We start from the raw sequence: 26,127 nt of genomic DNA, 5'->3' as shown, positions 1-26,127 counted from the left end.
ATCTGCCGTTCACGGATTGATGCCGTATTCCCTGCACGCTCTTTCAGGCAAAAAAAAGCCGGGACTGGCCCGGCGTGCACAAAAATAACAACAGTAAAATCAGGCGCCAGGATTGTTCTTCAGCGTCAGTAACAGACCTTCGCGACGCATTTTAGCCGCGTCTTCCGGGCGATGCAGGCGATCGTAAACGTCCGCCAGCCAGGCATAGTCAAAGCCATCCGGACGCTGTGCCAGCGCCTGCTGGAAGGCTTCTGCGGCCTGCTGCCATTCACCGTGACGCATCAGCAGCTGGCCGAGCGTGCTGTGCAACAGCGGCGTGGCACCGTGCTGCTTAATCTGCTGACGCAGCGCTTTCTCCAGCGCCTGCGGGTCACCGCTTTTGATACGCGGCATCAGCAGCACCAGCCGATCGTCATACTGACGCTTGAGTCCTTCCAGCACGATGCTTTGCGCGGTGTCCGGATCGTCGCACTCGATCAAATGCTCAGCCATCGCCACCTGCAGCGCGGTCTCCTGACGGGTTTTGCGACTCTGGTTCTGCCACCATTTTTTCAGGCCTTCGCTGCCCTGATCGGCCATGGCCTGATTCATCAGACCCAGCCACGCCTGCTGCTGCAGCGCGTTACGCTGGTTCTCATCGTTAATCTGCGCCTTCTGCATGGAGGGCAGGATATCCAGCAGTGCGCCCCAGGCGCCGGTGCGGATATAAGCCTGCTCGGCCAGACGCAGCACTTCCGGATGGCGCGGCGCCACTTCCAGCAGGCGATCAATACCGTGACGTGCGGCGTGATCTTCGTTACGCGCCAGCTGCAGGCGCACGCGGGTGATCTCAACCGGAATGGTATCGTTCTCGGAGAGCTCAGAGGCGCGCTCCAGATGCTGGTTAGCACGGATTTCATCGCCGCGCTGCTGCGCTGCTTCCGCCGCCAGCAGGTAGTTCGCCACCGGCTGATCGGCGTGATCGGCATTCTTTGACAGCAGCTTTTCTACCTGACGGTAATCGCCTTCCGCCAGCTTCATCAACGCGCTTTGCGTGTGACGCTGGGCGCTGCGACGTTTCCGCCCGGTGAACCAGCCGCGAGTGCGGGCGCCGGTGCGGAACAGGCGACGCAGAATCCACTCGACCAGCAGAATCACCAGCAGGCTGAGAATCAGGATGATGGCCAGGCCGGTGACGCTGGTCTCAATGTTCCAGTTATCGGTCTGGATCAGCACGTAGCCCTGATGGCCGGCAACCATCGGCCCCAGCACAATGCCGGCAATCAGCAGCAGGAAAAGCACCAATACTTTCAGCATGGTTAGCCTCCCTGTTGATCAGCCGCAGCCGATGGCTGCGCCAGCAGATTGCGCACGCGCGTTTGCATCAGTTTTTCCAGCAGCGCCTGGCTCTCCAGCGTGTCCGGCACGTCCATCGAAATACTTTGCTGACTCAGCTCGTCGAGCTGGGCGAGGAAGGCTTTGGTTGCCGCATCGTTAGTGTCGTACCAGGCACGCACCCAGGTGGATACCGCATCGATGGACTGTTTGTAGATCTCATCCTGATGGCGCGGCACCGCCTGCGCGGCAATCAGCAGACGTGAACGGATGTTTTCGCGCAGATAAACATCCTGATTCGGTGCCAGCAGCGGCTGCGCGGTGTTATCGCGGCGGCGGATGGTGATGAAATCATCCATGAAGTTGTGCCAGCTCTTCACCAGATTCTGGCGCCATTCGTGCAGCGAGCTGGAGAGCTCACCGCTGTCGGCATCCATCGGCGACTCATCGCTGTCGTTATCGGCCAGACGCAGATTATCCACGCCGTTCGACAACTGGTTCAGCTTGAGGATGATGCCGTCGTAGTCCACCTGGCTGACCGCCGCCAGTGAACTGATGTCCTGAGTCAGCGCGCGGCGCACGTTCATGATGCTGGGATCGTTCATCTCCGCCAGGCTGGTGTCCGCGCTTTTCAGCAGCGCTGCCGCGGTGGTGACGTCCTGATCGCTCCACAGTTTGCGACCCGCCAGTTTGACGAGGTAGTCGGCCTGCGCCAGCAGCCAGGTGCGGGTATCGTTGCCGGAAATAGTGGCCACTTTTTCACGCAGCGTCTCCAGCTCTTTGGCGCTGTTATCCTGCTGGCTGCGCGCTTCCTGCAGCGCGGTATTGGCGTCCGCCAGCTGCTGCGAGAGCTGTTGTTTATCGCTGCCCAGTTGCTGCTGCAGGGCGCTCAGCTGCTCGCTCAGGGTCTGGTTAGTCTGAGCCTGTAAGTCGGCCTGGTGTTTCCCATTCAGGTAAAGTCCCGCGCCAATCGCCAGTGCAATGACAATTGCCACCGCGCTCAGCACCTTGCCGTCGCTCTTTTTCGCACGAGGCGGCTGGCTGGCTGGCGTCGGGGAAGTGTCCGCAGGGGTGGTTTCTTCAACCATGGCGGAGGAGTCTTTTTGTTCCGTCATTGTGGCTCATCCCAATGTTAAGTTCAGCGTAACGCACGCAGCAGCGCGTCGTTATCCGCACCATCGGCTACCTCAATCTCCTGCCAGCCTAATTCGGCGGCCTGGGTAGCCAAACGTTCACTGACGACCAGTAGTCGACAGTGCAGCAGCCATTCCCGCCGATCGATTGGCGGAAACAGCGCAAACAGTTGTTGTAACATTTCACCGCTGGTCACCACCAGCGTGGTAATACCGCGATCGCGCCAGCGACGGCCTTCAATCGCGCCGTCGTACTGCTTTTCACAGCGCTGATAGCACTCACAGTATTGCACGTCCGCGCCGCGGGCGATCAGCGTCTCCGCCAGCAGTTCACGGCCCGGACTGCCGCGCAGAATCAACGCACGCTTGCCGCTGACCTGCTGCAGGCGATTCAGCCGCACCAGCTCTTCGCTGGTTTCCCGCGCATGCGGATAGTCAACGTTCAGATTACTGACGGTGTGCAGCGCCAGCGCGGTGCTGCGACCAATGGCATAATAGTCGAGAAATGCCGGCCACGCGCTGCGCTGCTGCTGTAAAGCGGGCTGGGCAAAGTGCACCACCTGCTGCGACAGCAGAAATACCAGGTCACCGGGCTGCAGGGCGGCCAGCTTCAGCGGCAGTTGGGGGAGATCGCGACCCGGCGTGAATTCAATCAGCGGAAACGACCACGCCAGTTTGCCCTGGCTGCGCAGGCGCGCAACCAGTTCGCTGGCGGCGGGTTCCGGACGGGTCACGAGGATAGTCATGCGGGCGGCTGTCCCTGATAAACTTCACGCAGAATGTCACGCGCACCGCCGTCCAGCAGCTCTTCGGCCAGTGAGATCCCCATCTGTTCGGCGTGTTCACGCGGGCCGCGGCGTTCACCCACCACCATCTGGCTGCCATCCGGCGCACCGACCAGGCCGCGCAGCCACAGCTGATCGTCTTCCAGCACGGCAAAACTGCCGATCGGCACCTGACAGCCGCCTTCGAGACGGGTATTCATGGCGCGCTCGGCGCGCACGCAGACGGCTGTGTCGCTGTGGTTCAGCGCCTGCAGCAGCGTAATTAACGGCTGATCGTCGAGGCGGCACTCAATGCCGACCGCGCCCTGGCCCACCGCCGGCAGGGAAAACTCCGCCGGCAGCGCCTGGCGAATGCGATCTTCCAGTCCAAGGCGTTTCAGCCCGGCGGCAGCAAGAATGATGGCGTCATACTCGCCGGCGTCCAGTTTGCTAAGACGCGTACCGACGTTACCGCGCAGCGAGCGAATCACCAGATCCGGGCGCCGTGCGCTGATCTGGCACTGGCGACGCAGGCTGGACGTGCCGACCACCGCGCCCTGTGGCAGCGCGTCAATCGAGGAATAATGATTCGAGACGAACGCGTCGCGCGGATCTTCGCGCTCGCAGATGGTCACCAGTCCCAGACCGTCGGGAAAATCGACCGGCACATCTTTCATGGAATGCACCGCCATATCGGCACGGTTTTCCAGCATCGCCAGCTCAAGCTCTTTGACAAACAGTCCTTTGCCACCCACTTTCGCCAGCGGCGTATCAAGGATGACATCACCTTTGGTGACCATCGGCACCAGCTCAACCTGCAAGCCGGGATGCGCAGCCATCATGCGCTGTTGGACATATTGTGCCTGCCACAAGGCAAGCGGGCTTTGCCTGGTAGCAATTCTGAAAATTTTGTTTAACATGCTGTTAACCATTTTGATCGTTCATCGATTATCCTATCATTGATAGGGGAATGCTGTCAGTTTCAACGGATTGACCAGGCTGCAATCTCAGACCGGAGCCCGCTTTTTACGGCGTCAGATTCTGAGGCTGGAGTCCGAAAATGCAGGGCTACGTTTGGAACGTGCTAAACTGTCAGGTAGCGCAACTTTCTTTACGGTCAATCTTCCAGGTGTTAGATTGATCACGTTTCCAGCAATAATTTGCCCGACATCTTTATTATTAAGCGGCAGATTTTGGAAACAGGGTGCTTAACACTGGGACAATCAGGCGAAACGTCTTGTACCTCTACATTGAGACACTGAAACAGAGACTGGATGCGATTAACCAGCTGCGTGTAGATCGCGCACTGGCTGCCATGGGACCTGCTTTCCAGCACGTCTACAGTCTGCTGCCAACATTACTGCATTATCATCATCCGCTGATGCCGGGTTACCTTGAAGGTAGCGTTCCCCATGGCGTCAGCTTCTTTGCGCCTGATGAAAACCAACAGCAGCTGCTGCAACAGTTAGCGGGCGACCATCCGCTTGACCTCAGCAGCGCGGTGAAGGGCGAACTGCCTATCACCGGCATCTACTCGATGGGCAGCACCTCGTCCGTCGGCCAGAACAGCGTCTCCGATCTCGACATCTGGGTATGCCATCAGTCATGGCTGGATAACGAAGAGCGTCTCAATCTGCAGCGCAAGTGTACGCTCCTGCAAAAATGGTGTGTGTCGCTGGGTGTGGAAGTCAGCTTCTTCCTGATCGACGAAAACCGCTTCCGCCATAATGAGAGCGGCAGCCTCGGCGGTGAAGACTGCGGTTCTACCCAACATATTTTACTGCTGGATGAGTTCTACCGTACCGCCGTGCGCATGGCGGGCAAACGCATTCTGTGGAACATGGTGCCTGGCGAAGAAGAACATCACTACGACGATTACGTGATGTCGCTCTATTCACAGGGCGTGCTGACGCCGAATGAGTGGCTGGATCTCGGCGGTCTCGGCACGCTGTCGGCGGAAGAGTATTTCGGTGCCAGCCTGTGGCAGCTGTATAAAAGTATCGATTCGCCGTACAAAGCGGTGCTGAAAACCCTGCTGCTGGAAGCTTACAGCTGGGAATACCCAAACACGCAGCTGCTGGCGATGGATATCAAACAGCGACTGCACGACGGTGAAATTGTCTGCTTCGGTCTCGATCCCTACTGCATGATGCTGGAGCGCGTGACGCGCTATCTGACCAGCGTCGATGACACCGCGCGCCTTGATTTGGTGCGCCGCTGTTTTTACCTCAAAGTGTGCGAAAAACTCTCCAGCGAGGAGCAGCATCCGCGCGCGGGCTGGCGGCGTGAAATTTTGTCGCAGCTGGTGAAAGAGTGGGGCTGGGACGATGAGAAGCTGGCGGTGCTGGATAATCGCGCGCAGTGGAAAATCGAACGGGTGCGCGAGGCGCACAACGAGCTGCTGGATGCGATGATGCAGAGCTATCGCAACCTGATCCGTTTTGCCCGTCGCAACAATTTAAGCGTCAGCGCCAGCCCGCAGGACATCGGCGTGCTGACGCGTAAATTGTACGCCGCGTTTGAAGCGCTGCCGGGCAAAGTCACGCTGGTGAACCCGCAAATCTCGCCCGATCTGTCGGAAGAGAACCTGACCTTTATTCATGTGCCGGCCGGGCGCGCCAACCGTGCCGGCTGGTATCTGTATAACCAGTCGCCGGACATGAGCTCAATCATCAGCCATCAGCCGCTGGAATATAACCGCTATCTCAACAAGTTAGTGGCATGGGCGTGGTTCAACGGACTGCTGACGCGCAAAACCCGTCTGCACATTAAGGGCAACGAGTTCTGCGATCTGCCGCGCCTGCAGGAGCTGGTCAACGATGTCTCCAGCCACTTCCCGCTGCGTCTGCCGGCGCCGACGCCGAAAGCGCTCTACAGCCCGTGCGAAATCCGGCATCTGGCGATCATCGTTAACCTCGAACACGATCCGACCTCGGCGTTCCGCAATCAGGTGGTGCACTTCGACTTCCGTAAGCTGGATGTATTCAGCTTTGGTCAGCAGCAGCAGTGCCTGATCGGCAGCATCGATCTGCTGTACCGCAACTCGTGGAACGAAGTGCGTACGCTGCACTTCAGCGGCGAGCAGGCGATGATTGAAGCGCTGAAAACCATCCTGGGCAAAATGCATCAGGACGCCGCACCGCCGGACACGGTGGAAGTATTCTGCTACAGCCAGCATCTGCGCGGCCTGATTCGTACCCGTGTGCAGCAGCTGGTGTCGGAATGCATTGAGCTGCGCCTGTCGAGCACGCGTCAGGAGCCGGGCCGCTTTAAAGCGCTGCGCATGGCCGGTCAGACCTGGGGGCTGTTTTTCGAGCGCATGAGCGTCTCGGTGCAGAAGCTGGAAAACGCAGTCGAATTTTACGGCGCGATTTCCAACAACAAGCTGCACGGTTTGTCGATCAAAGTTGAATCGAACCAGACGCCGCTACCACCGGTGGTTAACGGCTACGCCAGCGAAGGCATCATTCAGTTCTTCTTTGAAGACACCAGTGACGATCGCGGCTTCAACATCTATATCCTTGATGAAAGCAACCGGGTTGAGGTGTATCACCATTGCGAAGGCAGCAAAGAGGAGCTGGTGCGTGACGTCAGCCGCTTCTATTCGTCGTCGCACGATCGCTTTACCTACGGCTCGAGCTTTATCAATTTCAACCTGCCGCAGTTCTATCAGATTGTGCACGCCGGCGATCGCTTCCAGGTGATTCCGTTCCGCAGCCAGACGCTGACGCAGCTGTGCGCCACCCAGCCGGACAACGACAACGGCGACTTCCAGCCGCGCTACCAGATGCACTAAAGCCGCTGCGCTGCACGCAGTGGCCTGCCCCCGTTTCTGAACCTTCTGCCGGATATTTCCTGTTGCTTTTACAACGTCAACTGCGATGATAAGCAGCTGGGATTTGGATAAAAAGAGCAGACAGAATGATACGAGTGATGAGCCAGCTGGGTATGGCGCTGGCACTGGTCAGCCTGGTAGGCTGTGGCCTGAAAGGACCGCTGTATTTCCCGCCCAACGATCGGCCGCAACAGAAAAATCAGCCGGTGACTGAGCAGCAGCAGAAAGCGGCACAGGATGCGGATACCAGCGGCCTGGTCACCAGCAAATCGGCTGGCGTGCAGGCGAATTAAACCCGATGAGTCATCCGGCGGAGCAGAAAATGCAGTTCTCGAAAATGCACGGTCTCGGTAACGACTTTATGGTCGTCGATGCCGTGACGCAAAACGTCTTTTTTTCGCCGGAACTGATTCGCCGCCTGGCGGATCGGCATCTGGGGATCGGCTTCGATCAGTTGCTGATCGTCGAGCCACCTTACGATCCGGATCTCGATTTCCACTACCGCATCTTCAACGCTGACGGCAGCGAAGTGGCACAGTGCGGCAACGGCGCGCGCTGTTTTGCCCGCTTTGTTCGTCTCAAAGGGCTGACCAATAAAAGCGACATTCGCGTCAGCACTCAGACCGGCCGCATGGTACTGAGCGTCACCAGCGATGAGCTGGTACGCGTTAACATGGGCGAGCCCAACTTTGACCCGCAGCAGGTGCCGCTACGCGCTAACAAGGCGGAAAACCTCTATCTGCAGCGCGTGGCCGAGCAGACCGTGATGTTTGGCGCGGTATCAATGGGCAATCCACACTGCGTGATTCAGGTTGAAAGCGTGAAAACCGCCGCGGTGGAGACGCTCGGTCCGGCACTGGAGAGCCATGAGCGCTTTCCCGAGCGCGTGAACGTCGGCTTTATGGAAGTGGTCAATCCGGAACACATCCGTCTGCGCGTGTATGAACGCGGCGCGGGCGAAACCCAGGCGTGCGGCAGCGGCGCCTGCGCCGCAGTGGCCTGCGGCATTCAGCAGGGCATTCTGGCGGAGAAAGTGCGCGTCGATCTGCCCGGCGGCACGCTGCATATCGCCTGGAAAGGGGCCGGTCAGCCGCTGTTTATGACCGGGCCAGCCACACACGTCTATGATGGGTTTATTCATCTATGAAAAATATCGAAGAGCAGACCGACAGCGCGGTTTTGCTGGACGATCAGGCGGTGAGCGCCTGGCTGCGTCACAACCCCGATTTCTTTATTCGCAATGCGCGCCAGGTTGAGCAAATGATGGTGCCGCATCCGGTGCGCGGCAGCGTATCGCTGGTGGAGTGGCATATGGCGCGTCAGCGCAACCACATCCAGCAGCTGGAAGAGGAGATCACGCTGCTGATGGAGCAGGCAACCGCCAATCATCAGCTGTTCGATCGTCTGCTGGCGTTGCAGAGCCATCTCGCGGCGGCCGATAGCCTGCAGGAGATGCTGACGCGCCTGCACCGCTGGGCGCGCGAGCTTGGCCTGGCGGGCGCCAATGTGCGGCTGTTCAGCGACCGCTGGCGCATCGGCGCACCCTCCGATTTCACCCAGCTTGGTCTGTCACGCCAGGCGTTTGAGCCGCTGCGCATCCAGCGCTTTGGTCAGCAGCATCACTACCTTGGCAGCCTGAACGGACCGGAGCTGCTGCTGCTGCTGCCGCAGGCAAAAGCCGTCGGATCGGTGGCGATGTCGCTGATGGGCGAGCAGGGCGATCTCGGCGTACTGATCTTCAGCAGCCGCGACAACCAACACTATCAGGCGGGCATGGGCACGCTGCTGCTGCAGCACCTGGCACAAATGCTGCCCGACCTGCTGTCTCGCTGGGTTGAGCGCGCATGAGTAGCGCCAGCCCGCTGTTGCCGGCCGTTGAGGGCTTTCTGCGCTATCTGAAAGTCGAACGCCAGCTCAGCCCGCTGACGCAAAAGAATTACCAGCGCCAGCTGCAGGCGCTTATTGCCATGGCGGATGACATGCACATTACCGCGTGGTCGCAGCTGGAACCGGCACAGGTGCGCAGTCTGGCGGCGCGCAGCCGGCGCGGCGGTCTCGGTGCCAGCAGTCTGGCGCTGCGCATGTCGGCGCTGCGCAGCTTTCTCGACTGGCAGGTCAGCCAGGGCATGCTGAGCGCCAATCCGGCGAAAGGCATCGCCACGCCGCGCAACGCACGGCATCTGCCAAAAAATATGGATGTCGACGAAGTCAGCCAGCTGCTGGAGATCGAGCTCGACGATCCGCTGGCGGTGCGCGACCGCGCCATGCTGGAAACCATGTACGGCGGCGGTTTACGTCTCGCTGAGCTGGTGGGCATCGACTGTCGTCATCTGGACCTGGAGAGCGGTGAAGTCTGGGTGCGCGGTAAAGGCAGCAAAGAGCGCCGCGTGCCGATTGGCGGCACCGCCGTCACCTGGCTGCAGCACTGGCTGCCGCTACGCAACAGCTTCGGGCCGCAGGATGATGCGGTTTTTGTGTCGACGCGCGGCAGCCGTATTTCGGCGCGCAATGTGCAGAAACGCTTCGCCGAATGGGGCATTAAGCAGGGCGTCGCCAGCCATATCCACCCGCATAAGCTGCGCCACTCGTTTGCTACCCATCTGCTGGAATCGAGCGGCGATCTGCGCGCGGTGCAGGAGTTGCTCGGCCACGCCAACCTCTCGACCACGCAAATCTATACCCACCTGGATTTCCAGCATCTGGCGTCGGTATACGATGCGGCACACCCGCGTGCCAAACGAGGAAAGTCTGAATGAAGTTTTATCGCCCGCTGGGCCCGATCAAAGCCATCACCTTCGATCTCGACGATACGCTGTATGACAACTATCCGGTGATCCGCAAAACCACGGCGGAATCGCACGCTGCGCTGCAGGCGTATCACCCGGCGCTGCGCGAGTTTACGCCGGAAGATTATCAGGCGTTGCGCGATGAACTGCTGCTGCGTGAGCCGGAAATTTATCACGATGTCTCTGAGTGGCGTCGCCGCTCGGTAGAGCTGGCGCTGCTCAACGCCGGACTGCCGGCCGCGCAAGCCAGCGCAGGTGCCCGCGACGTGATGAGCGTGTTTCATCAGTGGCGCAGTGCGGTGGAGATGCCAGAAGAGACGCATCAGACGCTGGCCTGGCTCGGCGAGCGCGTGCCGCTGGTGGCGATCACCAATGGCAACGCCGACCCGCAAAAGCTCGGCATTGATCACTACTTCCAGTTCGCGCTGCGCGCCGGTCCGCACGGGCGCGCCAAGCCGTGGCAGGATATGTACCATCTGGCCGCCGAACGGTTGGGCATTGCGCCGCAGCATATTCTGCACGTCGGCGATGACCTGACCACCGACGTCGCCGGTGCGCTGCGCGCCGGTCTGCAGGCGTGCTGGATCAACCTGCGTGACGGCAATCTGATGAAGATTGATGACGCGCGCCTGTTGCCACACGTGGAAATTCATCAGTTGGCATCGCTGACCTCGCTGCTATAATGGCTGTAAATTTATCCAGTCGTATTCTGTATTCTGCAACGCGCGGCCGTGCAGGCTGTGTGTCACCAGCCTGATCGCTTAGCTGATTACGCCCTCGCAGATATCTGCCCTTGCCGCCAGGCGGCAACGCGAACGGTGCAGGATACGCATCCTACTTGCTTAAAACGGTGCTTATGGACGTTTCCGATCTGCTTAACGGCTTGAATGACAAACAGCGCGAAGCGGTCGCCGCGCCGCGCAGCAATCTGCTGGTGCTGGCCGGAGCAGGCAGCGGTAAAACCCGCGTGCTGGTGCATCGCATCGCCTGGCTGTTGTCGGTAGAGAGCTGCTCGCCTTACTCAATCATGGCGGTGACCTTCACCAACAAGGCGGCGGCGGAGATGCGCCACCGTATCGACCAGCTGATCGGTACCAGCCAGGGCGGCATGTGGATTGGTACTTTCCACGGCCTGGCGCACCGTTTACTGCGCGCGCACCACCTGGATGCCGGGCTGCCGCAGGATTTCCAGATCCTCGACAGCGAAGATCAGCTGCGTCTGCTCAAGCGCCTGATCAAAGCCATGAACCTCGACGAGAAACAGTGGCCGGCGCGTCAGGGCATGTGGTACATCAACGGCAAAAAGGACGAAGGGCTGCGGCCTAAGCACATTGAAAGCTACGGCAATCCGGTGGAGCAGACGTGGCTGCGTATCTATCAGGCGTACCAGGAAGCCTGCGATCGCGCCGGGCTGGTCGACTTCGCCGAACTGCTGCTGCGGGCGCATGAGCTGTGGCTCAACACGCCGCAGATTCTCAATCACTACCGCGAGCGCTTCAGCAATATTCTGGTGGACGAATTCCAGGACACCAACAACATTCAGTACGCGTGGATTCGCATGCTGGCTGGCGACAGCGGCCGGGTCATCATCGTTGGCGATGACGATCAGTCCATTTACGGCTGGCGCGGCGCGCAGGTGGAGAACATCCAGCGTTTCCTGCAGGATTTCCCAGGCGCGGAAACCATCCGTCTTGAGCAGAACTATCGCTCCACCAATAACATACTGAAAGCAGCTAACGCCCTGATTGCCAACAACAATGGCCGTCTGGGGAAAGAGCTGTGGACCGACGGCAGCGACGGCGAAAAGATTTCACTGTATTGCGCGTTCAACGAGCTGGATGAAGCGCGCTTTGTCGTCAATCGCATCAAAACCTGGCATGAAAACGGCAACGCGCTGCAGGATTGCGCCATTCTCTACCGCAGCAACGCCCAGTCGCGCGTGCTGGAAGAGGCGCTGCTGCAGGGCAGCATGCCGTACCGCATTTACGGCGGCATGCGCTTCTTCGAGCGCCAGGAGATCAAAGATGCGCTGGCCTATCTGCGGCTGCTGGCCAACCGCAACGACGATGCGGCATTCGAGCGCGTGGTCAACACGCCGGTGCGCGGCGTTGGCGATCGCACGCTCGATGTGGTGCGCCAGACCGCGCGTGAGCAGCAGCTGACGTTGTGGCAGGCCACGCGCGCACTGCTGCAATCCAAAGCGCTGGCTGGCCGTGCCGCCTCGGCGCTGCAGCGCTTCTGCGAGCTGGTGGATGCGCTGGCGACGGAAACCGCTGAGCTGCCGCTGCACGTACAGACCGATCGGGTGATTAAAGACTCCGGCCTGTGGCTGATGTACGAGCAGGAAAAGGGCGAAAAAGGCCAGGCGCGTATCGAAAACTTAGAGGAACTGGTCACTGCCACGCGCCAGTTCAGCTATCAGGACGAAGACGAAGATCTGATGCCGCTGCAGGCGTTTCTGTCGCACGCGGCGCTGGAAGCTGGCGAAGGCCAGGCGGACAAGTGGCAGGATGCGGTGCAGCTGATGACGCTGCACTCGGCGAAAGGGCTGGAGTTCAGCCAGGTGTTTATCGTCGGCATGGAAGAGGGCATGTTCCCGAGCCAGATGTCGCTGGACGAAGGCGGCCGGCTGGAGGAGGAGCGTCGCCTGGCCTATGTCGGCGTGACGCGCGCGATGGAGAAGCTGACGCTCACCTACGCTGAAACCCGCCGCCTTTATGGTAAGGAAGTGTATCACCGGCCGTCGCGTTTCATTGGTGAACTGCCGGAAGCGTGCGTGGAAGAGGTGCGGCTGCGCGCCAGCGTGAGCCGGCCGGTGAGCCATCAGCGCATGGGCACACCGGTGGCGAAGAGCGACAGCGGCTTCGCGCTCGGGCAGCGCGTGCGCCACGCTAAGTTCGGCGAAGGCACCATTATCAATCTGGAAGGCAGCGGCGAGCACAGTCGTCTGCAGGTGGCCTTCCAGGGGCAGGGCATCAAGTGGCTGGTGGCGGCTTACGCCCGGCTGGAAACCGTGTAGCGCGGTTGCGCTACCTTGACGACTTTTTCGTCTCAGCGTAACATGCGCGCACTATTATCATGAGAGGACAATGCCTTGGACGCGCCCAGTCGATGCTGGCTCTATACCCTGGTTAACAGGGACAATTTCTAAGGCTACCTCTTTAACGCGGGTAGCCTTAGCGGTTATCAGCGACCTCCCTTTTTGATCCCGTCGCACGAGTCAGCACTGATTTACCCTTGAAGCGAAAGTTTCCGCGTTCAGGCTTTGCCGTGCCCGTGGTGCCAGCAGCACTGCGGTTCACCGCCTTGTCCCATGTCGTCTGCAATGGGGAGTATTGCTATGCTGAGCGCATTTAAACTGGAGCGCGATCGCCTGACGCGCATTGAGCTGGAAGACAACAACGACAAACTCAACACCTCGGTGTGGGTCGATCTGATCGAGCCGGACGACAGCGAGCGTGAGCGCGTGCAGTCAGAACTGGGGCAGAGCCTGGCAACGCGCCCCGAGCTGGAGGACATTGAGGCCTCGGCGCGTTTCTTCGAAGACGAAGACGGCCTGCACATCCACTCCTTTTTCTTTTTTGAAGATGCTGAAGACCACGCTGGCAACTCCACCGTGGCGTTTACCATCCGCGAAGATCGCCTGTACACACTGCGCGAGCGTGAGCTGCCGGCGTTCCGCCTGTACCGCATGCGCGCGCGCAATCAGCAGCTGACTGACGGCAACGCCTACGAACTGCTGCTCGATCTGTTCGAAACCAAAATCGAGCAGCTGGCGGATGAGATCGAGAACATCTATAGCGCGCTGGAAAAACTCAGCCGCGTGATTATGGAAGGGCAACAGGGCGAAGAGTACGACGACGCGCTGTCGCGCCTGGCGGAGCTGGAGGATATCGGCTGGAAAGTGCGTCTTTGCCTGATGGATACCCAGCGTGCGCTGAACTTCCTGGTGCGTAAAGCGCGGCTGCCGGGCAATCAGCTGGAGCAGGCGCGCGAGATCCTGCGCGACATCGAATCGCTGCTGCCGCACAACGAATCGCTGTTCCAGAAGGTTAACTTCCTGATGCAGGCGGCGATGGGCTTTATTAACATCGAGCAGAACCGCATCATCAAAATCTTCTCGGTGGTGTCCGTAGTGTTCCTGCCGCCGACGCTGGTGGCCTCCAGCTACGGCATGAACTTTGAGTTTATGCCGGAGCTGAAGTGGAGCTTTGGTTATCCCGGTGCGATTGGCCTGATGATTCTCGCCGGGCTGGCGCCGTATCTCTATTTCAAACGGAAGAACTGGCTGTAATCGCACAGCATTGCATCATCGCACAGAACCGTAGCGGCGCGATTCATCGCGCTTTGTCTAACGGATGCTCAGCATATTGCGTCGTGGCATTCGCGTTATTAATACGCAAACCTGAGCGCAATAAATTGCGCCGCTACAACAGCGTGCGGTCTTTTGCTGGCGCCTTACCCCTGACGCGCCAGCGCTAATCTGCTAACCTGTTGCCTCAACTCACTTTCTGATTTCCACCTTATGGCGCGTTTCTCTTTGCGGCAGCAGTGGGCGCTGCTGCTGACGGCTTCGCTGGTGCTGGGCTGCCTGTTGCAGCTGTTGCACCTGCCGGCTGCACTGCTGCTCGGTCCGATGATTGTCGGTACCATTATGGGTCTGAGCGGCGCAACCGTGCGCATCGACAAACGGCTGTTCGTGCTGGCACAGGCGGTGCTGGGCTGCATGATCGGCCAGAGCCTGTCGCCTGCGATCCTCTCACCGCTGCTCGATGACTGGCCGGTGGTGCTGGCGGTGCTGCTGCTGACGCTGGCGGCCAGCGGGCTGTCCGGTTTTCTGCTGGTGCGCTTTAGCTCGCTGCCGGGACCGACCGGCGCGTGGGGATCGTCGCCGGGCGGCGCGTCCGCAATGGTGGCGATGGCGGGCGATTTCGGCGCCGATGTGCGGCTGGTGGCGTTTATGCAATATCTGCGCGTGCTGTTTGTTGCTACCGCGGCCGCCGTGGTGGCCCGCATCGGCCTCGGCAGCAGCGGTGCCGCCGCCCACATTGTCTGGCTGCCGCCGCTGCACAGTGGCTTCGTGCTAACGCTGCTGGTGATGGTGGCGGGTGCGTGGCTGGGGCAGAAACTGCGTATCCCATCCGGCGCGCTGCTGCTGCCAGCGCTGATGGGTGCCACGCTGCACGGAACAGGTGTCGCGACGCTGCAGGTGCCGGAGTGGCTGCTGGCACTGGCCTATGCGCTGATCGGCTGGAGCGTTGGCCTGCGCTTTACCCGGCCGATCTTTTTGCTGGCGCTGCGCACGCTGCCGCAAATGATCGCCTCGATTATCGGTCTGATGCTGTTGTGCGGGGGGCTGGCGTGGATGCTGACGCGCGTGCTGCACGTCGATCTGATGACCGCTTATCTGGCAACCAGCCCGGGCGGGCTGGATACGGTGGCGATTATTGCTGCTGGCAGCCGGGTCGATATTGCGTTTGTTATGGCGCTGCAGACGCTGCGTCTGTTTACCATTCTGCTTACCGGCCCGGCGATGGCCCGTTTTATCTCACGCTATGCGCACGCGCGTGCGGGCTGAAAACAGCAGCGCGTCCAGAATGAAGATCGCCAGCGCCAGCCAGATGAAGCCGAAGGTCACCATTTTATCCGGCGTCAGGCTCTCACCGTAAAACAGCACCGCCAGCAGGAACATCAGCGTCGGCCCCAGATATTGAAAGAAACCGACCGTCGACAGGCGCAGGCGCGCGCAGGCGGCGGCGAACAGCATCAGCGGAATGGTGGTAATGATGCCGGCGGCGATCAGCTTGAGATTCAGGCTGAGCGGATTGGCGCTGAGGTGGCTGGTGGCGCTGTCGGCAAAGCCAAACAGATAGATGGCCGCCAGCGGGAACAGCCACGCGGTTTCAATCAGCATACCGCTCTGTGCATCAACCTGAATCTTCTTGCGCACCAGCCCGTACAGCGCGAAGCTCAGCGCCAGGCCGAGGCCGATGACCGGCAGCGAACCGAACTGCCACAGCTGCACCAGCACGCCGGTGGCCGCCAGCAGCACCGCCAGCCACTGCAGACGGCGGAAGCGCTCACGCAGAAACAGCATGCCAAACACCACGTTAATCAGTGGGTTGATAAAGTAGCCGAGGCTGGCCTCCAGCATATGCTGATTATTCACCGCCCAGATAAACAGCAGCCAGTTGCCGCCGATAGTCAGTGCGGTCAGCGCCAGCAGCAGCACTTTTTTCGGCTGGGCCAGCACGCTGCGTACCTGACGCCAGCTGCGGCTCAGGGTAATCAGTCCCAGCATAAACAGGGCCGACCAAATCACACGGTGGGTCATAATTTCCGTCGGTGGCACTTCTTTGACCAGCTTGAAATAGGCCGGTGCGATGCCCCAGATAAAGTAAGCGCCCAGCGCATAAAAAATGCCCTGACGCGTTTGTTGCGTATCCATCATCTATTCCAGAAAAGCGGCGAGTGTGGCAGGCCGCACGAAGTTAACCAATAAGATAGGTCGCAGTCGCAGTGGCGATGTAATCGCCCTGCTGATTGTGCAATTCGACGCGCGCAACCGCGACTTTATTCCCGGCGCGCAGCAGGCTGCTGGTGGCGACAAAGCGCTCGCCGCGTCCCGGGCGCAGGTAGTCGACGCGCATATCAATGGTGCCCATGCGTGACAGGCGCTGACGCAGCTCCTCTTCGCTGATGCTCTGCTGGCGCGACAGCGCATGGCTGACGCACACCAGCCCGGCGGCAACATCCAGCACTGAGGCAATCACGCCACCGTGCAGAATCTGCTGCGCGGCGTTACCCACCAGCATGGTTTTATTGGCAAAGCCGAGTTCGGCGTAATCGGTTTCAAGGCGATCCAGCTCAAGGCCCAGTGCCTGATTAAACGGCATGTGATAGACAAAAATTTCGCCAATCAGCCGGCGCGCTTCCTGCTGTGTCAGCATCGGGGATGACATTTTTCCTGCCTTAAGATGTTAAAGAATTGTGTATATTATGCCGCGTTCGCGCCGCTTTCCAGTTTCAGAAATCCGCGCTAATCAACCACCGGGTTTGCGTGTAGAATGGCGTGCTTTTTGAACCGTCGCCCGACGATAACTTTTGCAGCGCTCTGGAGAATTCTATGCGTAAGCAGTACGCCTTGCTGGCCGCGGCATTTATGGTTCCTGCGCTGGCGCAGGCCGATGAAGCCACCGTGAAAGAGGTTCATGACGCACCAGCGGTGAAGGGCAGTATTATCGCTAACCTGCTGGAAAAACACGATAACCCATTCGTGCTTTATCCCTATGAAAATAACTATCTGCTTTACACCTACACCAGCGACATGAATAAAGAGGCGATTTCCTCTTACAACTGGGCAGACAAAGCGAAAAAGGATGAAGTAAAATTCCAGCTCAGCCTGGCGTTTCCGCTGTGGCGCGGCATTTTGGGTGACAACTCGGTGCTGGCCGCGTCGTATACTCAGCGCTCCTGGTGGCAGTTGTCGAACCGGGGGGCTTCATCACCGTTTCGTGAAACCAACTATGAGCCGCAGATTTTTCTCGGCTGGGCCACCGACTATTCGCTGGGCGGCTGGACATTACGCGACGTCGAGCTGGGTCTGAATCATCAGTCAAATGGCCGCAGCGATCCCACGTCACGCAGCTGGAACCGCGCTTACGCCCGTCTGATGGCGGAGAATGGCAACTTCCTGGCGGAAATCAAACCCTGGTATCGTCTGCCGGAAAGTGCCAGCAACGACGATAACCCGGACATCACCAAATACATGGGCTACTACCGCGCGAAGCTGGGCTATATGCTCGGCGACAGCATTTTCAGCGTGGAAGGCAACTACAACTGGAATAGCGGCTACGGCGGTGCCACCTTCGCGTGGAGCTATCCGATTTCTGAACACGTGCGCTTTTACACGCAGCTGTTCAGCGGTTATGGTGAATCCCTTATTGACTATAACCATCGCCAGACGCGTCTTGGCGTCGGCGTAACGCTTAACGATCTGTTCTAACCAGTCAAAACAGGATTACCGTGGCAACATCGGCAGTGCTTAATCAGGAAATGCTGGCGCAGCAGGTATTACAGGATACCTTCGGCTATCAGCAGTTCCGTCCGGGTCAGCAAACCATCATCGAAACCGCGCTGTCAGGGCGCGACTGCCTGGTGGTGATGCCGACCGGCGGCGGCAAATCGCTGTGCTATCAAATCCCGGCGCTGGTGCGCGAAGGGCTGACGCTGGTGGTTTCGCCGCTGATTTCACTGATGAAAGATCAGGTCGATCAGCTGCTGGCGAACGGCGTGGCGGCGGCGTGCCTTAACTCGACGCAGACGCGTGAGCAGCAGCAGCAGGTGTTTGCGGACTGCCGCAGCGGCAAACTGCGGCTGCTGTACATCGCGCCGGAACGTCTGATGATGGATAACTTCCTCGACACCCTGCAGCACTGGAATCCGGTGATGCTGGCCGTTGATGAAGCACACTGCATTTCGCAGTGGGGCCACGATTTCCGTCCGGAATATGGCGCGCTCGGTCAGCTGCGCCAGCGCATTCCGCAGCTGCCGGTGATGGCGCTGACCGCCACCGCCGATGAAGCCACGCGTAACGACATCGTGCATCTGCTGCAGATGCACGATCCGCTGATTCAGATCAGCAGTTTTGACCGTCCCAACATTCGCTACACGCTGGTGGAGAAGTTCAAGCCTACCGAGCAACTGCTGCGCTATGTGCAGGATCAGCGCGGCAAAAGCGGCATCATCTACTGTAACAGCCGCGCCAAAGTGGAAGACACCGCTGCGCGTCTGCAGAGTCGCGGCATCAGCGTTGGCGCTTATCATGCCGGCATTGACAGCGAGCAGCGCGCACGCGTGCAGGAAGCCTTTCAGCGTGACGATTTGCAAATCGTGGTCGCGACCGTGGCGTTCGGCATGGGCATCAACAAGCCCAACGTGCGTTTTGTGGTGCACTTCGACATTCCGCGCAATATCGAATCCTACTATCAGGAGACCGGCCGCGCCGGGCGTGATGGTCTGCCGGCGGAAGCGATGATGCTGTACGACCCGGCCGACATGGCGTGGCTGCGTAAGTGTCTGGAAGAGAAAGCGCCAGGGCCGCTGCAGGATATTGAACGCCACAAACTCAACGCCATGGGCGCGTTTGCCGAGGCGCAAACCTGCCGTCGTCTGGTGCTGCTTAACTATTTTGGTGAAGGTCGCCAGCAGCCGTGCGGCAACTGCGATATCTGCCTCGATCCGCCGCGTCGCTATGACGGCCTGGTCGAAGCGCAAAAAGCGCTGTCGGGCATTTATCGTACCGGGCAGCGTTTTGGGATGAGCTATATTGTTGAAGTTTTGCGCGGCTCAACCAACCAGCGCATCCGCGATAACGGCCACGACAAACTGCCGGTGTACGGCCTCGGGCGCGAGCAGAGTCAGGAGCACTGGGTCAGCGTGCTGCGCCAGCTGATCCATCTGGGCATGGTGACGCAAAACATCGCCATGCACTCGGCGCTGCAGCTCACCGAGGCCGCGCGCCCGGTGCTGCGTGCTGAAGTGCCGCTGATGCTGGCGGTACCGCGCACCGTGACGGTGAAAAGCCGCAGCAGCGCGCCAAAAGTCTACGGCGGCAATTACGATCGCAAGCTGTTCGCCAAGCTGCGTAAGCTGCGTAAAGCCATCGCCGACGAAGAGAATATTCCGCCTTACGTGGTGTTTAACGACGCCACGCTGATTGAAATGGCAGAACAAATGCCGGTCAGCGCTTCAGAGATGCTGAGCGTGAACGGGGTCGGTCATCGCAAACTGGAGCGCTTCGGTAAGCCGTTCCTGCTGATGATCAAAGAACATCTTGATGAAGAATAAGGGAAATAAACCATGCTGATGTTATTTGCCACCGTCGCGCTGGTGCATCTGGTTGCGCTGATGAGTCCGGGACCGGACTTCTTTTTTGTCTCACAGACCGCCGCCAGCCGCTCGCGCAAAGAGGCGATGATGGGCGTGCTCGGCATTACGCTGGGGATTGTGATTTGGGCCGGCGTCGCGCTGATGGGCCTGCATCTGATTCTGGAAAAAATGGCGTGGCTGCATGAAATCATTATGGTCGGTGGCGGTCTGTATCTGCTGTGGATGGGCTGGCAGCTGCTGCGCTCGGCGCGTCAGCGTCACAAGCAACCTCATACGGAAGCGCCGGTGGTTGAGCTGCCAAAGCGTGGTATGAGCTTCCTCAAAGGGTTTCTCACCAACCTGTCTAACCCGAAAGCCATCATCTACTTCGGCAGTGTGTTTTCATTGTTCGTGGGCAACGATGTGGGCGCGATTGAGCGCTGGGGCCTGTTCCTGCTGATCGTCGGTGAAACCTTTGCCTGGTTTACCCTGGTGGCGGCGATTTTTGCCCTGCCGTGGATGCGCGATAAGTATCAGCGGATGGCGAAGTGGGTGGACGGTATGGCGGGCGTGCTGTTTGCCGGGTTTGGTATTCACCTCATCATCTCCCGATAAGATTCCGAAACGTAGCGGCGCAATTTATTGCGCGTTTCAACTGGGCGCGATAAAGCGTGCCGCTACGATCAGTGCCAATCGTTACGCCATTTTACGTGCGCTGGCCAGCAGTGCGCCGACCGCCATAAACAAGCCACCAAACACCCGGTTCAGCAGTTTCATCTGCTTCGGACCTTTGATCCAGCCAGCAATGCGCGTCGCCAGCGTGGCGTAACCAATCATCACAATGATGTCGACCACGATGGTGGTCACGCCGAGCACCAGATACTGCATCAGCTGCGGCTGGTGCGGCACGATAAACTGCGGAAACAGCGCGGCGAGAAACACAATGCTCTTCGGATTGGTGAGATTCACCAGCAGCGCGCGCTGAAACAGACGACGACGCGGCATCGCTTTGGCCACCGCATTGAGATCGATTCCGCCCGCTGAGCGCCACTGCTGAATGCCAAGCCACACCAGATAGGCCGCGCCCGCCCATTTCAGTACCTCAAACGCCAGCACCGACTGCGAAAAAAGCGCGCCCAGACCGGCGCCCACCAGCACAATATGCACGGCGAGACCCAGCTGTAATCCAGTAATTGAGGCTGCCGCACCGCGATAGCCGTGGCTGATGCCGGTGCTCATGGTGTTGATCGCGCCGGAACCAGGCGAGAGGCTGAGGATGGTCGTGGTTAACAGGTAGGTTAACCACCATTCAATGGTCATGGGTGACATTCCCTGAAGAGAGTGAAGTGTGACACAATACGCCAGAAAATCGCGCTGCGCTATTAAGTGCAGAGCCGCGTTTGACGTTTTTTCAGGGGGACGGATGCAGCAGCATAAACAGAGTTGGCTCGGACGTGAGCACGCTTTTTCAGCCTTTGCTACCGGTCCGCTGCTCGACTTCTGGCGTCAGCGTGAAGAGTGTGAATTCAGCGGCGTGGGCAATCTGACCATTCGCTATGTGCGCTTCACCTCACCGCAACACCGCCGTGTCATCCTGATTGTGCCCGGACGCATCGAAAGCTACATCAAATACCCCGAGCTGGCCTATGACCTGTTCCACTGCGGCTACGATGTGGTGATTATCGACCATCGCGGTCAGGGGCGTTCAGACCGGCTGCTGGCCGATTCGCATCGCGGTCACGTGGTGGAGTTCAGCGATTATGTCGACGATCTGGAAACGCTGTATCTGAAAGAGATCGTCAGCCATCACTATCAGCAGCGCTACGTGCTGGCGCACTCGATGGGCGGCGCAATTGTGGCGCTGTTTCTGGCGCGTCAGCCGCAGGCCTTCCACGCGGCGGTGTTTTGCGCGCCGATGTTTGGTATCGTGCTGCCGCTGCCGCCGTTTCTGGCGCACCGCATTCTCGACTGGGCGGAAAAGCTGCCCGCGCTGCGCGACGGCTACGCGCTGGGCACCGGACGCTGGCGCGCCAGCCCGTTTGGCATTAACCGGCTGACGCACAGTCGCGAACGTTATCGTCGCAATCTGCGTTTTTATGCCGACGAGCCGGCGATTCGCGTCGGCGGCCCCACCTATCACTGGGTGCGGGAAGGGATTCAGGCCGGACGCCATATCCTTAATCAGGTGGCGCAGATTACGACACCGATTCTGCTGCTGCAGGCCAGTGAAGACGACGTGGTGGATAACCGCGCGCAGGATCTGTTCTGTGAAGCCATGGCGGCAGCGGGACATGCGGTGGAAGGCTCCACGCCTTACATCATTCAGGGCGCGCGTCACGAGATCCTGTTTGAAACAGACGCCATGCGCGCCGAAGCGCTCAATGCGGTGGTCGACTTTTATCAGCGCCACCGTGACTAATGTATTCTTAGACATCAATACCAGAGGCCTACATGTACCACATCGTTGCATCCGACCTGGATGGCACGCTGCTTTCTCCGCAACATCGTCTGACGCCGTTTGCCCGCACCACGCTGCAGGAACTGGTGGCGCGCGATGTGCATTTTATCTTTGCCACCGGACGCCACTACATCGACGTCGGTCAGATGCGCGATAAGCTCGGCATTCCGGCGTATATGATCACCTCAAACGGCGCGCGCGTGCATAATGCCGACGGCGAACTGGTGTTCAGCCACAATCTGGACAGCGATATCGCCAGCGAGCTGTATGGCCTGAAGTATCACGATGAGAAAATCCTGACGCACGTTTACCGCGACGATGAGTGGCACATCAGCCGCCATAATCCGCAGGAAGCGGAGTTTTTCCAGGAATCGGTGTTCACCTATCAGGTGTATCAGCCCGGCATGCTGGCGACCGACGGCATCAGCAAAGTGTTCTTCACCTGCGACGATCCGGAGCATCTGGTTCCGCTGGAACAGGCGATTGAAGCGCGCTGGGGTGACCGGGTTAACGTCAGTTTCTCGCTGCCCACCTGTCTGGAAGTGATGGCTGGCGGCGTCTCGAAAGGGCACGCGCTGGAAGCGGTGGCGAAACAGCTTGGCTATTCGCTGAAAGAGTGCATCGCGTTTGGCGACGGCATGAATGATGTCGAGATGCTGAGTATGGCGGGCAAAGGCTGCATCATGCGTAACGCCCATCAGCGACTGAAAGATACCCTGCCGACGCTGGAAGTGATTGGCAGCAACGCCGACGATGCGGTGCCGCAGACGCTGCGTAAATTATTCCTCGCCTGAATAAAACGGGCCGGTATTCACCGGCCCGCTCAGATTATGCCTGCTGCTGCTTGTGGCGATGCTCGCTGACCATGGTCAGCAGCAGTAACACCACCGCCAGCACCGATCCGACAATCATCACTAAGAAACCGCCGTCCCAGCCGAAGAAATCCACGGTGTAACCGACAATCGCACTGGCTGCTACCGATCCACCGAGATAGCCGAACAGACCGGTAAAGCCTGCTGCAGTGCCGGCCGCTTTTTTCGGTGCCAGCTCCAGCGCGTGCAGACCAATCAGCATCACCGGACCGTAGATCAGGAAGCCAATGACGATCATGCAGATCATATCCACGCCCGGATTGCCCGGCGGGTTCAGCCAGTAAATGATGGTGGCGATGGTCACCAGCGTCATGAAAAACACCCCGGTGGCACCGCGATTGCCGCGGAATACCTTGTCCGACATCCAGCCGCACAGCAGCGTGCCCGGAATCCCGGCGTATTCGTACAGGAAATAGGCCCACGAGGATTTATCCAGCGTGAAGTGCTTCACTTCTTTCAGATAGGTCGGTGACCAGTCGAGGATGCCGTAACGCAGCAGATAAACGAATACGTTGGCCAGCGCGATGTACCACAGCAGCTTATTCGGCAGCACGTACTGCATGAAAATCTGCTTCGCCGTCAGCTCCTGTTCGTGGTTCTCGCTGTAATCCGGCGGATAGTCATTCTTCCATGCCTCAATCGGCGGCAGCCCGCACGACTGCGGCGTATCGCGCATCAGCGCAAAAGCGATGATGGCGACGAGGATGGCACCAAACGCCGGCATATAGAGCGCGGCTTTCCAGTCGTTAAACCACGCCATGCCGAGCAGGAACAGCAGCGGAGGAATGCCGCCACCCACGTTGTGCGCGCAGTTCCATACCGACACAATGCCGCCGCGCTCTTTCTGCGACCACCAGTGCACCATGGTGCGTCCGCACGGTGGCCAGCCCATGCCCTGGAACCAGCCACACAGAAACAGCAGCACGAACATCACCATGATGCTCGAGGTTGCCCACGGCACGAAGCCCATCACCAGCATCACTGCGGCGGCGAGAATCAGGCCGGCGGGCAAAAAGACCCGCGGGTTGGAGCGATCCGAGACCGATCCCATGATGAATTTGGAAAAACCGTAGGCGATGGAGATGCCGGAGAGGGCAAAGCCAAGGTCGCCGCGGGAAAAGCCCTGTTCGACCAGGTAAGGCATCGCCAGCGCAAAGTTTTTGCGCACCAGATAATAGGCGGCGTAGCCAAAGAAAATGCCGAAGAAGATCTGCCAGCGCAGACGACGATAGAGCGGATCGACGCGATCGTCCGCCACCTGGGGCTGGTGTGGTGCAGGTTTAAAAATACTCAACATCAGAATGGCCCTCCAGGGCGCAATATAGTTATCGATTCCCAGCAGGTTGGGGCAAAAACAAAGTACGACAGCGAACAGAAAGCAACCTTTCCATTTCGCGCACAGAATAGTGATGGTTACGCGCAGTTACTGTGACGTGTGACACATATGTTACAGTTTTATGACAATAAAGAGCGTTATAAACCAGTAAATGTTGGATTTCGCGCATTTGTGCCAGAATAACGGCGCGCCGCCTCATAAAAATTGCCGCCCGCCGGTCAACCCGCCATGCGGACGCGTGCCTGTTAACCGGGCAGTGAAGATGCGATCGTGTTTAATTTCATCATATGTCAACCAGATTATCCCGCCAGCGCGCTGTAGTTTGTTTACACTAGCGCCAGTGTTGAACTTTAGGATGCATAACCGTGCTGTTGCTGATCGTTACCACCATTCTGTGGGCTTTTTCTTTTAGTTTAATCGGGGAGTATCTGGCGGGGCAGGTGGATACCTGGTTCTCGGTGCTGATGCGTTTAGGCCTGGCGGCGCTGGTCTTTCTGCCGTTTCTGCGCTGGCGCGGTTACCGCGCCTCAACGTTGCTGCTCTATATGCTGGTGGGCATGCTGCAATTAGGCATTATGTATCTGATCAGCTTCGAGGCTTATCTCTATCTCAGCGTGCCGGAATTCCTGCTGTTTACGGTGATGACGCCGCTGTATGTCACGCTGATTTATGACCTGCTCAGCAAGCGCCCGCTGCGCATTGGCTATGCCTTTAGCGCGCTGCTGGCGGTGCTCGGTGCGGCCATTATCCGCTACGACAAAGTCAGCGATGATTTCTGGTTCGGACTGCTGCTGGTGCAGGCGGCCAACATCTGCTTTGCGATTGGCATGGTGGGCTATAAGCGCCTGCAGGAAGTCCGCCCGATGCCGCAGCACACCGCGTTCTCGTGGTTCTATCTCGGCGCAGTGCTGATCGCGGTGATCGCCTGGTGCATCTGGGGCAATCCGCACAAGCTGCCGACCACCACGCTGCAGTGGAGCGTGCTGGTGTGGCTGGGCGTGGCCGCGTCCGGGCTGGGTTACTTCATGTGGAACTACGGCGCGACCCAGGTCGATGCCGGGACGCTGGGCATTATGAACAACATGCACGTGCCGGCAGGATTACTGGTGAATTTGGCGATCTGGCAGGAGAAGCCGCACTGGCCGAGCTTTATCGCCGGGGCGATAGTGATTTTTGCGTCCCTGTACGTGCATAAACGCTGGGTACTGGGACACACGGCCAAAAGCAGCAGCTCAGGCGCTTAGCTTTTTTTCGCGGGTGTCGATGGCCGCTGAATCAGCGTTAAACCTTTCAGGAAGTTACGCAGAATCTGGTCACCGCACTCGCGATAATTTTTATGATCCGGGTTGCGGAAAATCGCGCCGATTTCAGCCTGTGACACCTTGAAGTTAGCCTTCAGTAAGATATCCGGGATATCGGTGGTTTTCAGCGCGAAGGCGATGCGTAACTTTTTGAGAAAGATATTATTGTTCATGCGGCGCTCAACCGACGGGGCCGGCGCGTCTTCGCTTTTGCCGCGACGGTAGAAAATCAGACCGTTGAGGAAGTAGCCCATCAGCACATCCGGCAGTTTACGAAACGCTTCATCGTCATCTTTCTTCAGCCACGCCTGCACATCTTCACGCGGTACTTCACTGCCCGCCAGCGCAAAAATCTCCACCACTTTGCTGTCGCTCAAATCCAGCATATAGCGCACGCTGCGCAGCACATCGTTATTGGTCATGGTGAAACTCTCCGGTAGCGGTTAAGGCGGCGCATT

24 protein-coding genes are annotated in these 26,127 nt (G+C 59.0%); 15 read left to right on the top strand and 9 right to left on the bottom strand.

The features are described 5' to 3' along the window. Positions 1 to 99: 99 nt before the first annotated feature. From hemY to hemC, 4 genes are read right to left on the bottom strand one after another with little or no spacing between them, the layout of a single operon-like run. A complete protein-coding gene (hemY, locus tag FT726_RS02485; RefSeq protein WP_058775512.1) occupies positions 100 to 1,296 on the bottom strand; it encodes a protoheme IX biogenesis protein HemY in 1,197 nt (398 codons plus the stop codon). Between the two features lie 2 nt (positions 1,297 to 1,298). Beyond that, on the bottom strand, positions 1,299 to 2,429 hold the full coding sequence (hemX, locus tag FT726_RS02480) for a uroporphyrinogen-III C-methyltransferase (RefSeq protein WP_346302364.1): 1,131 nt from the start codon (positions 2,427 to 2,429) through the stop codon (positions 1,299 to 1,301). Positions 2,430 to 2,452: 23 nt separating this feature from the next. Then, on the bottom strand, positions 2,453 to 3,193 hold the full coding sequence (gene hemD / locus FT726_RS02475) for a uroporphyrinogen-III synthase (protein ID WP_288424603.1): 741 nt from the start codon (positions 3,191 to 3,193) through the stop codon (positions 2,453 to 2,455). Beyond that, positions 3,190 to 4,131 carry a hydroxymethylbilane synthase gene (gene hemC, locus FT726_RS02470; RefSeq protein WP_288424600.1) on the bottom strand — a complete coding sequence of 314 codons (942 nt, stop codon included), beginning with the start codon at positions 4,129 to 4,131 and terminating at the stop codon, positions 3,190 to 3,192. Before hemC ends, hemD begins: the two co-directional genes overlap by 4 nt. A 317-nt stretch (positions 4,132 to 4,448) precedes the next feature. On the opposite strand from hemC, the gene FT726_RS02465 reads away from it, so the two are divergent. From FT726_RS02465 to FT726_RS02425, 9 genes are all read left to right on the top strand, one after another. Then, on the top strand, positions 4,449 to 7,007 hold the full coding sequence (locus FT726_RS02465; RefSeq protein WP_021506974.1) for a class I adenylate cyclase: 2,559 nt from the start codon (positions 4,449 to 4,451) through the stop codon (positions 7,005 to 7,007). Positions 7,008 to 7,132: 125 nt separating this feature from the next. Continuing rightward, the gene (locus FT726_RS02460) at positions 7,133 to 7,339 is read left to right on the top strand and encodes an LPS translocon maturation chaperone LptM (RefSeq protein ID WP_288424597.1); all 207 of its coding nucleotides are present in this window, start codon (positions 7,133 to 7,135) and stop codon (positions 7,337 to 7,339) included. 29 nt (positions 7,340 to 7,368) lie between these two features. After that, positions 7,369 to 8,193, top strand: coding sequence for a diaminopimelate epimerase (gene dapF / locus FT726_RS02455; RefSeq protein WP_031279612.1), 825 nt, complete (start codon positions 7,369 to 7,371; stop codon positions 8,191 to 8,193). Next, on the top strand, positions 8,190 to 8,894 hold the full coding sequence (locus FT726_RS02450) for a DUF484 domain-containing protein (protein ID WP_021506972.1): 705 nt from the start codon (positions 8,190 to 8,192) through the stop codon (positions 8,892 to 8,894). Before dapF ends, FT726_RS02450 begins: the two co-directional genes overlap by 4 nt. After that, positions 8,891 to 9,802 (top strand): tyrosine recombinase XerC, encoded by a 912-nt coding sequence (gene xerC / locus FT726_RS02445; protein WP_288424594.1) that lies wholly within the window; start codon positions 8,891 to 8,893, stop codon positions 9,800 to 9,802. Before FT726_RS02450 ends, xerC begins: the two co-directional genes overlap by 4 nt. Next, positions 9,799 to 10,515, top strand: coding sequence for a 5-amino-6-(5-phospho-D-ribitylamino)uracil phosphatase YigB (gene yigB / locus FT726_RS02440; protein ID WP_021506970.1), 717 nt, complete (start codon positions 9,799 to 9,801; stop codon positions 10,513 to 10,515). Before xerC ends, yigB begins: the two co-directional genes overlap by 4 nt. A 173-nt stretch (positions 10,516 to 10,688) precedes the next feature. Beyond that, positions 10,689 to 12,851, top strand: coding sequence for a DNA helicase II (gene uvrD, locus FT726_RS02435; RefSeq protein ID WP_346302363.1), 2,163 nt, complete (start codon positions 10,689 to 10,691; stop codon positions 12,849 to 12,851). A gap of 321 nt (positions 12,852 to 13,172) precedes the next feature. Then, positions 13,173 to 14,126 (top strand): magnesium/cobalt transporter CorA, encoded by a 954-nt coding sequence (gene corA, locus FT726_RS02430; protein WP_010617090.1) that lies wholly within the window; start codon positions 13,173 to 13,175, stop codon positions 14,124 to 14,126. A 231-nt stretch (positions 14,127 to 14,357) separates the two neighbouring features. After that, positions 14,358 to 15,410, top strand: coding sequence for an AbrB family transcriptional regulator (locus FT726_RS02425; protein ID WP_058775517.1), 1,053 nt, complete (start codon positions 14,358 to 14,360; stop codon positions 15,408 to 15,410). Here FT726_RS02425 and rarD read toward each other — a convergent pair. Together rarD and FT726_RS02415 are read right to left on the bottom strand one after the other, a co-directional pair. After that, on the bottom strand, positions 15,381 to 16,280 hold the full coding sequence (gene rarD / locus FT726_RS02420; RefSeq protein WP_021506967.1) for an EamA family transporter RarD: 900 nt from the start codon (positions 16,278 to 16,280) through the stop codon (positions 15,381 to 15,383). The two genes, FT726_RS02425 and rarD, sit on opposite strands and share 30 nt — an antisense overlap. 43 nt (positions 16,281 to 16,323) lie before the next feature. Further along, a complete protein-coding gene (locus FT726_RS02415; protein ID WP_288424588.1) occupies positions 16,324 to 16,794 on the bottom strand; it encodes a thioesterase family protein in 471 nt (156 codons plus the stop codon). 164 nt (positions 16,795 to 16,958) lie between these two features. Between FT726_RS02415 and pldA the strand changes: the two genes are divergently transcribed. From pldA to rhtC, 3 genes are read left to right on the top strand one after another with little or no spacing between them, the layout of a single operon-like run. Beyond that, positions 16,959 to 17,837 carry a phospholipase A gene (gene pldA, locus FT726_RS02410; RefSeq protein ID WP_021506965.1) on the top strand — a complete coding sequence of 293 codons (879 nt, stop codon included), beginning with the start codon at positions 16,959 to 16,961 and terminating at the stop codon, positions 17,835 to 17,837. A gap of 20 nt (positions 17,838 to 17,857) precedes the next feature. After that, positions 17,858 to 19,681: an ATP-dependent DNA helicase RecQ gene (recQ, locus tag FT726_RS02405; RefSeq protein ID WP_058758115.1), complete on the top strand. Its 1,824-nt coding sequence runs from the start codon at positions 17,858 to 17,860 to the stop codon at positions 19,679 to 19,681. Positions 19,682 to 19,693: 12 nt separating this feature from the next. Continuing rightward, entirely contained in the window at positions 19,694 to 20,317 is a 624-nt protein-coding gene (gene rhtC / locus FT726_RS02400) for a threonine export protein RhtC (RefSeq protein ID WP_021506963.1), read from the top strand. Positions 20,318 to 20,398: 81 nt separating this feature from the next. Here the strand turns inward: rhtC and rhtB are convergent, their stop codons facing one another. Further along, complete coding sequence (gene rhtB / locus FT726_RS02395) at positions 20,399 to 21,022, bottom strand: homoserine/homoserine lactone efflux protein (RefSeq protein ID WP_021506962.1); 624 nt, start codon at positions 21,020 to 21,022, stop codon at positions 20,399 to 20,401. A gap of 103 nt (positions 21,023 to 21,125) precedes the next feature. On the opposite strand from rhtB, the gene pldB reads away from it, so the two are divergent. Together pldB and yigL are read left to right on the top strand one after the other, a co-directional pair. Beyond that, complete coding sequence (gene pldB, locus FT726_RS02390) at positions 21,126 to 22,121, top strand: lysophospholipase L2 (RefSeq protein ID WP_058758116.1); 996 nt, start codon at positions 21,126 to 21,128, stop codon at positions 22,119 to 22,121. A gap of 32 nt (positions 22,122 to 22,153) precedes the next feature. Beyond that, positions 22,154 to 22,954, top strand: coding sequence for a sugar/pyridoxal phosphate phosphatase YigL (gene yigL / locus FT726_RS02385; RefSeq protein WP_058758117.1), 801 nt, complete (start codon positions 22,154 to 22,156; stop codon positions 22,952 to 22,954). 34 nt (positions 22,955 to 22,988) lie between these two features. Here yigL and glpT read toward each other — a convergent pair whose 3' ends face one another. Continuing rightward, entirely contained in the window at positions 22,989 to 24,329 is a 1,341-nt protein-coding gene (gene glpT, locus FT726_RS02380; protein ID WP_058758118.1) for a glycerol-3-phosphate transporter, read from the bottom strand. Positions 24,330 to 24,733: 404 nt separating this feature from the next. Here glpT and FT726_RS02375 point away from each other — a divergent pair, with 404 nt between their 5' ends. Then, entirely contained in the window at positions 24,734 to 25,612 is an 879-nt protein-coding gene (locus tag FT726_RS02375; RefSeq protein ID WP_262264947.1) for a carboxylate/amino acid/amine transporter, read from the top strand. Here FT726_RS02375 and FT726_RS02370 read toward each other — a convergent pair. Further along, entirely contained in the window at positions 25,609 to 26,091 is a 483-nt protein-coding gene (locus FT726_RS02370) for a DUF1456 family protein (protein WP_021506956.1), read from the bottom strand. The genes FT726_RS02375 and FT726_RS02370 overlap by 4 nt on opposite strands. Positions 26,092 to 26,127: the final 36 nt, after the last annotated feature.

The sequence above is a fragment of the Pantoea sp. Morm genome, assembly GCF_016643525.1.
Lineage (GTDB): Bacteria > Pseudomonadota > Gammaproteobacteria > Enterobacterales > Enterobacteriaceae > Pantoea > Pantoea dispersa.
The sequence above is the reverse complement of the archived record's forward strand: the minus strand, read 5'-3'. Positions and strand labels throughout refer to the sequence as shown.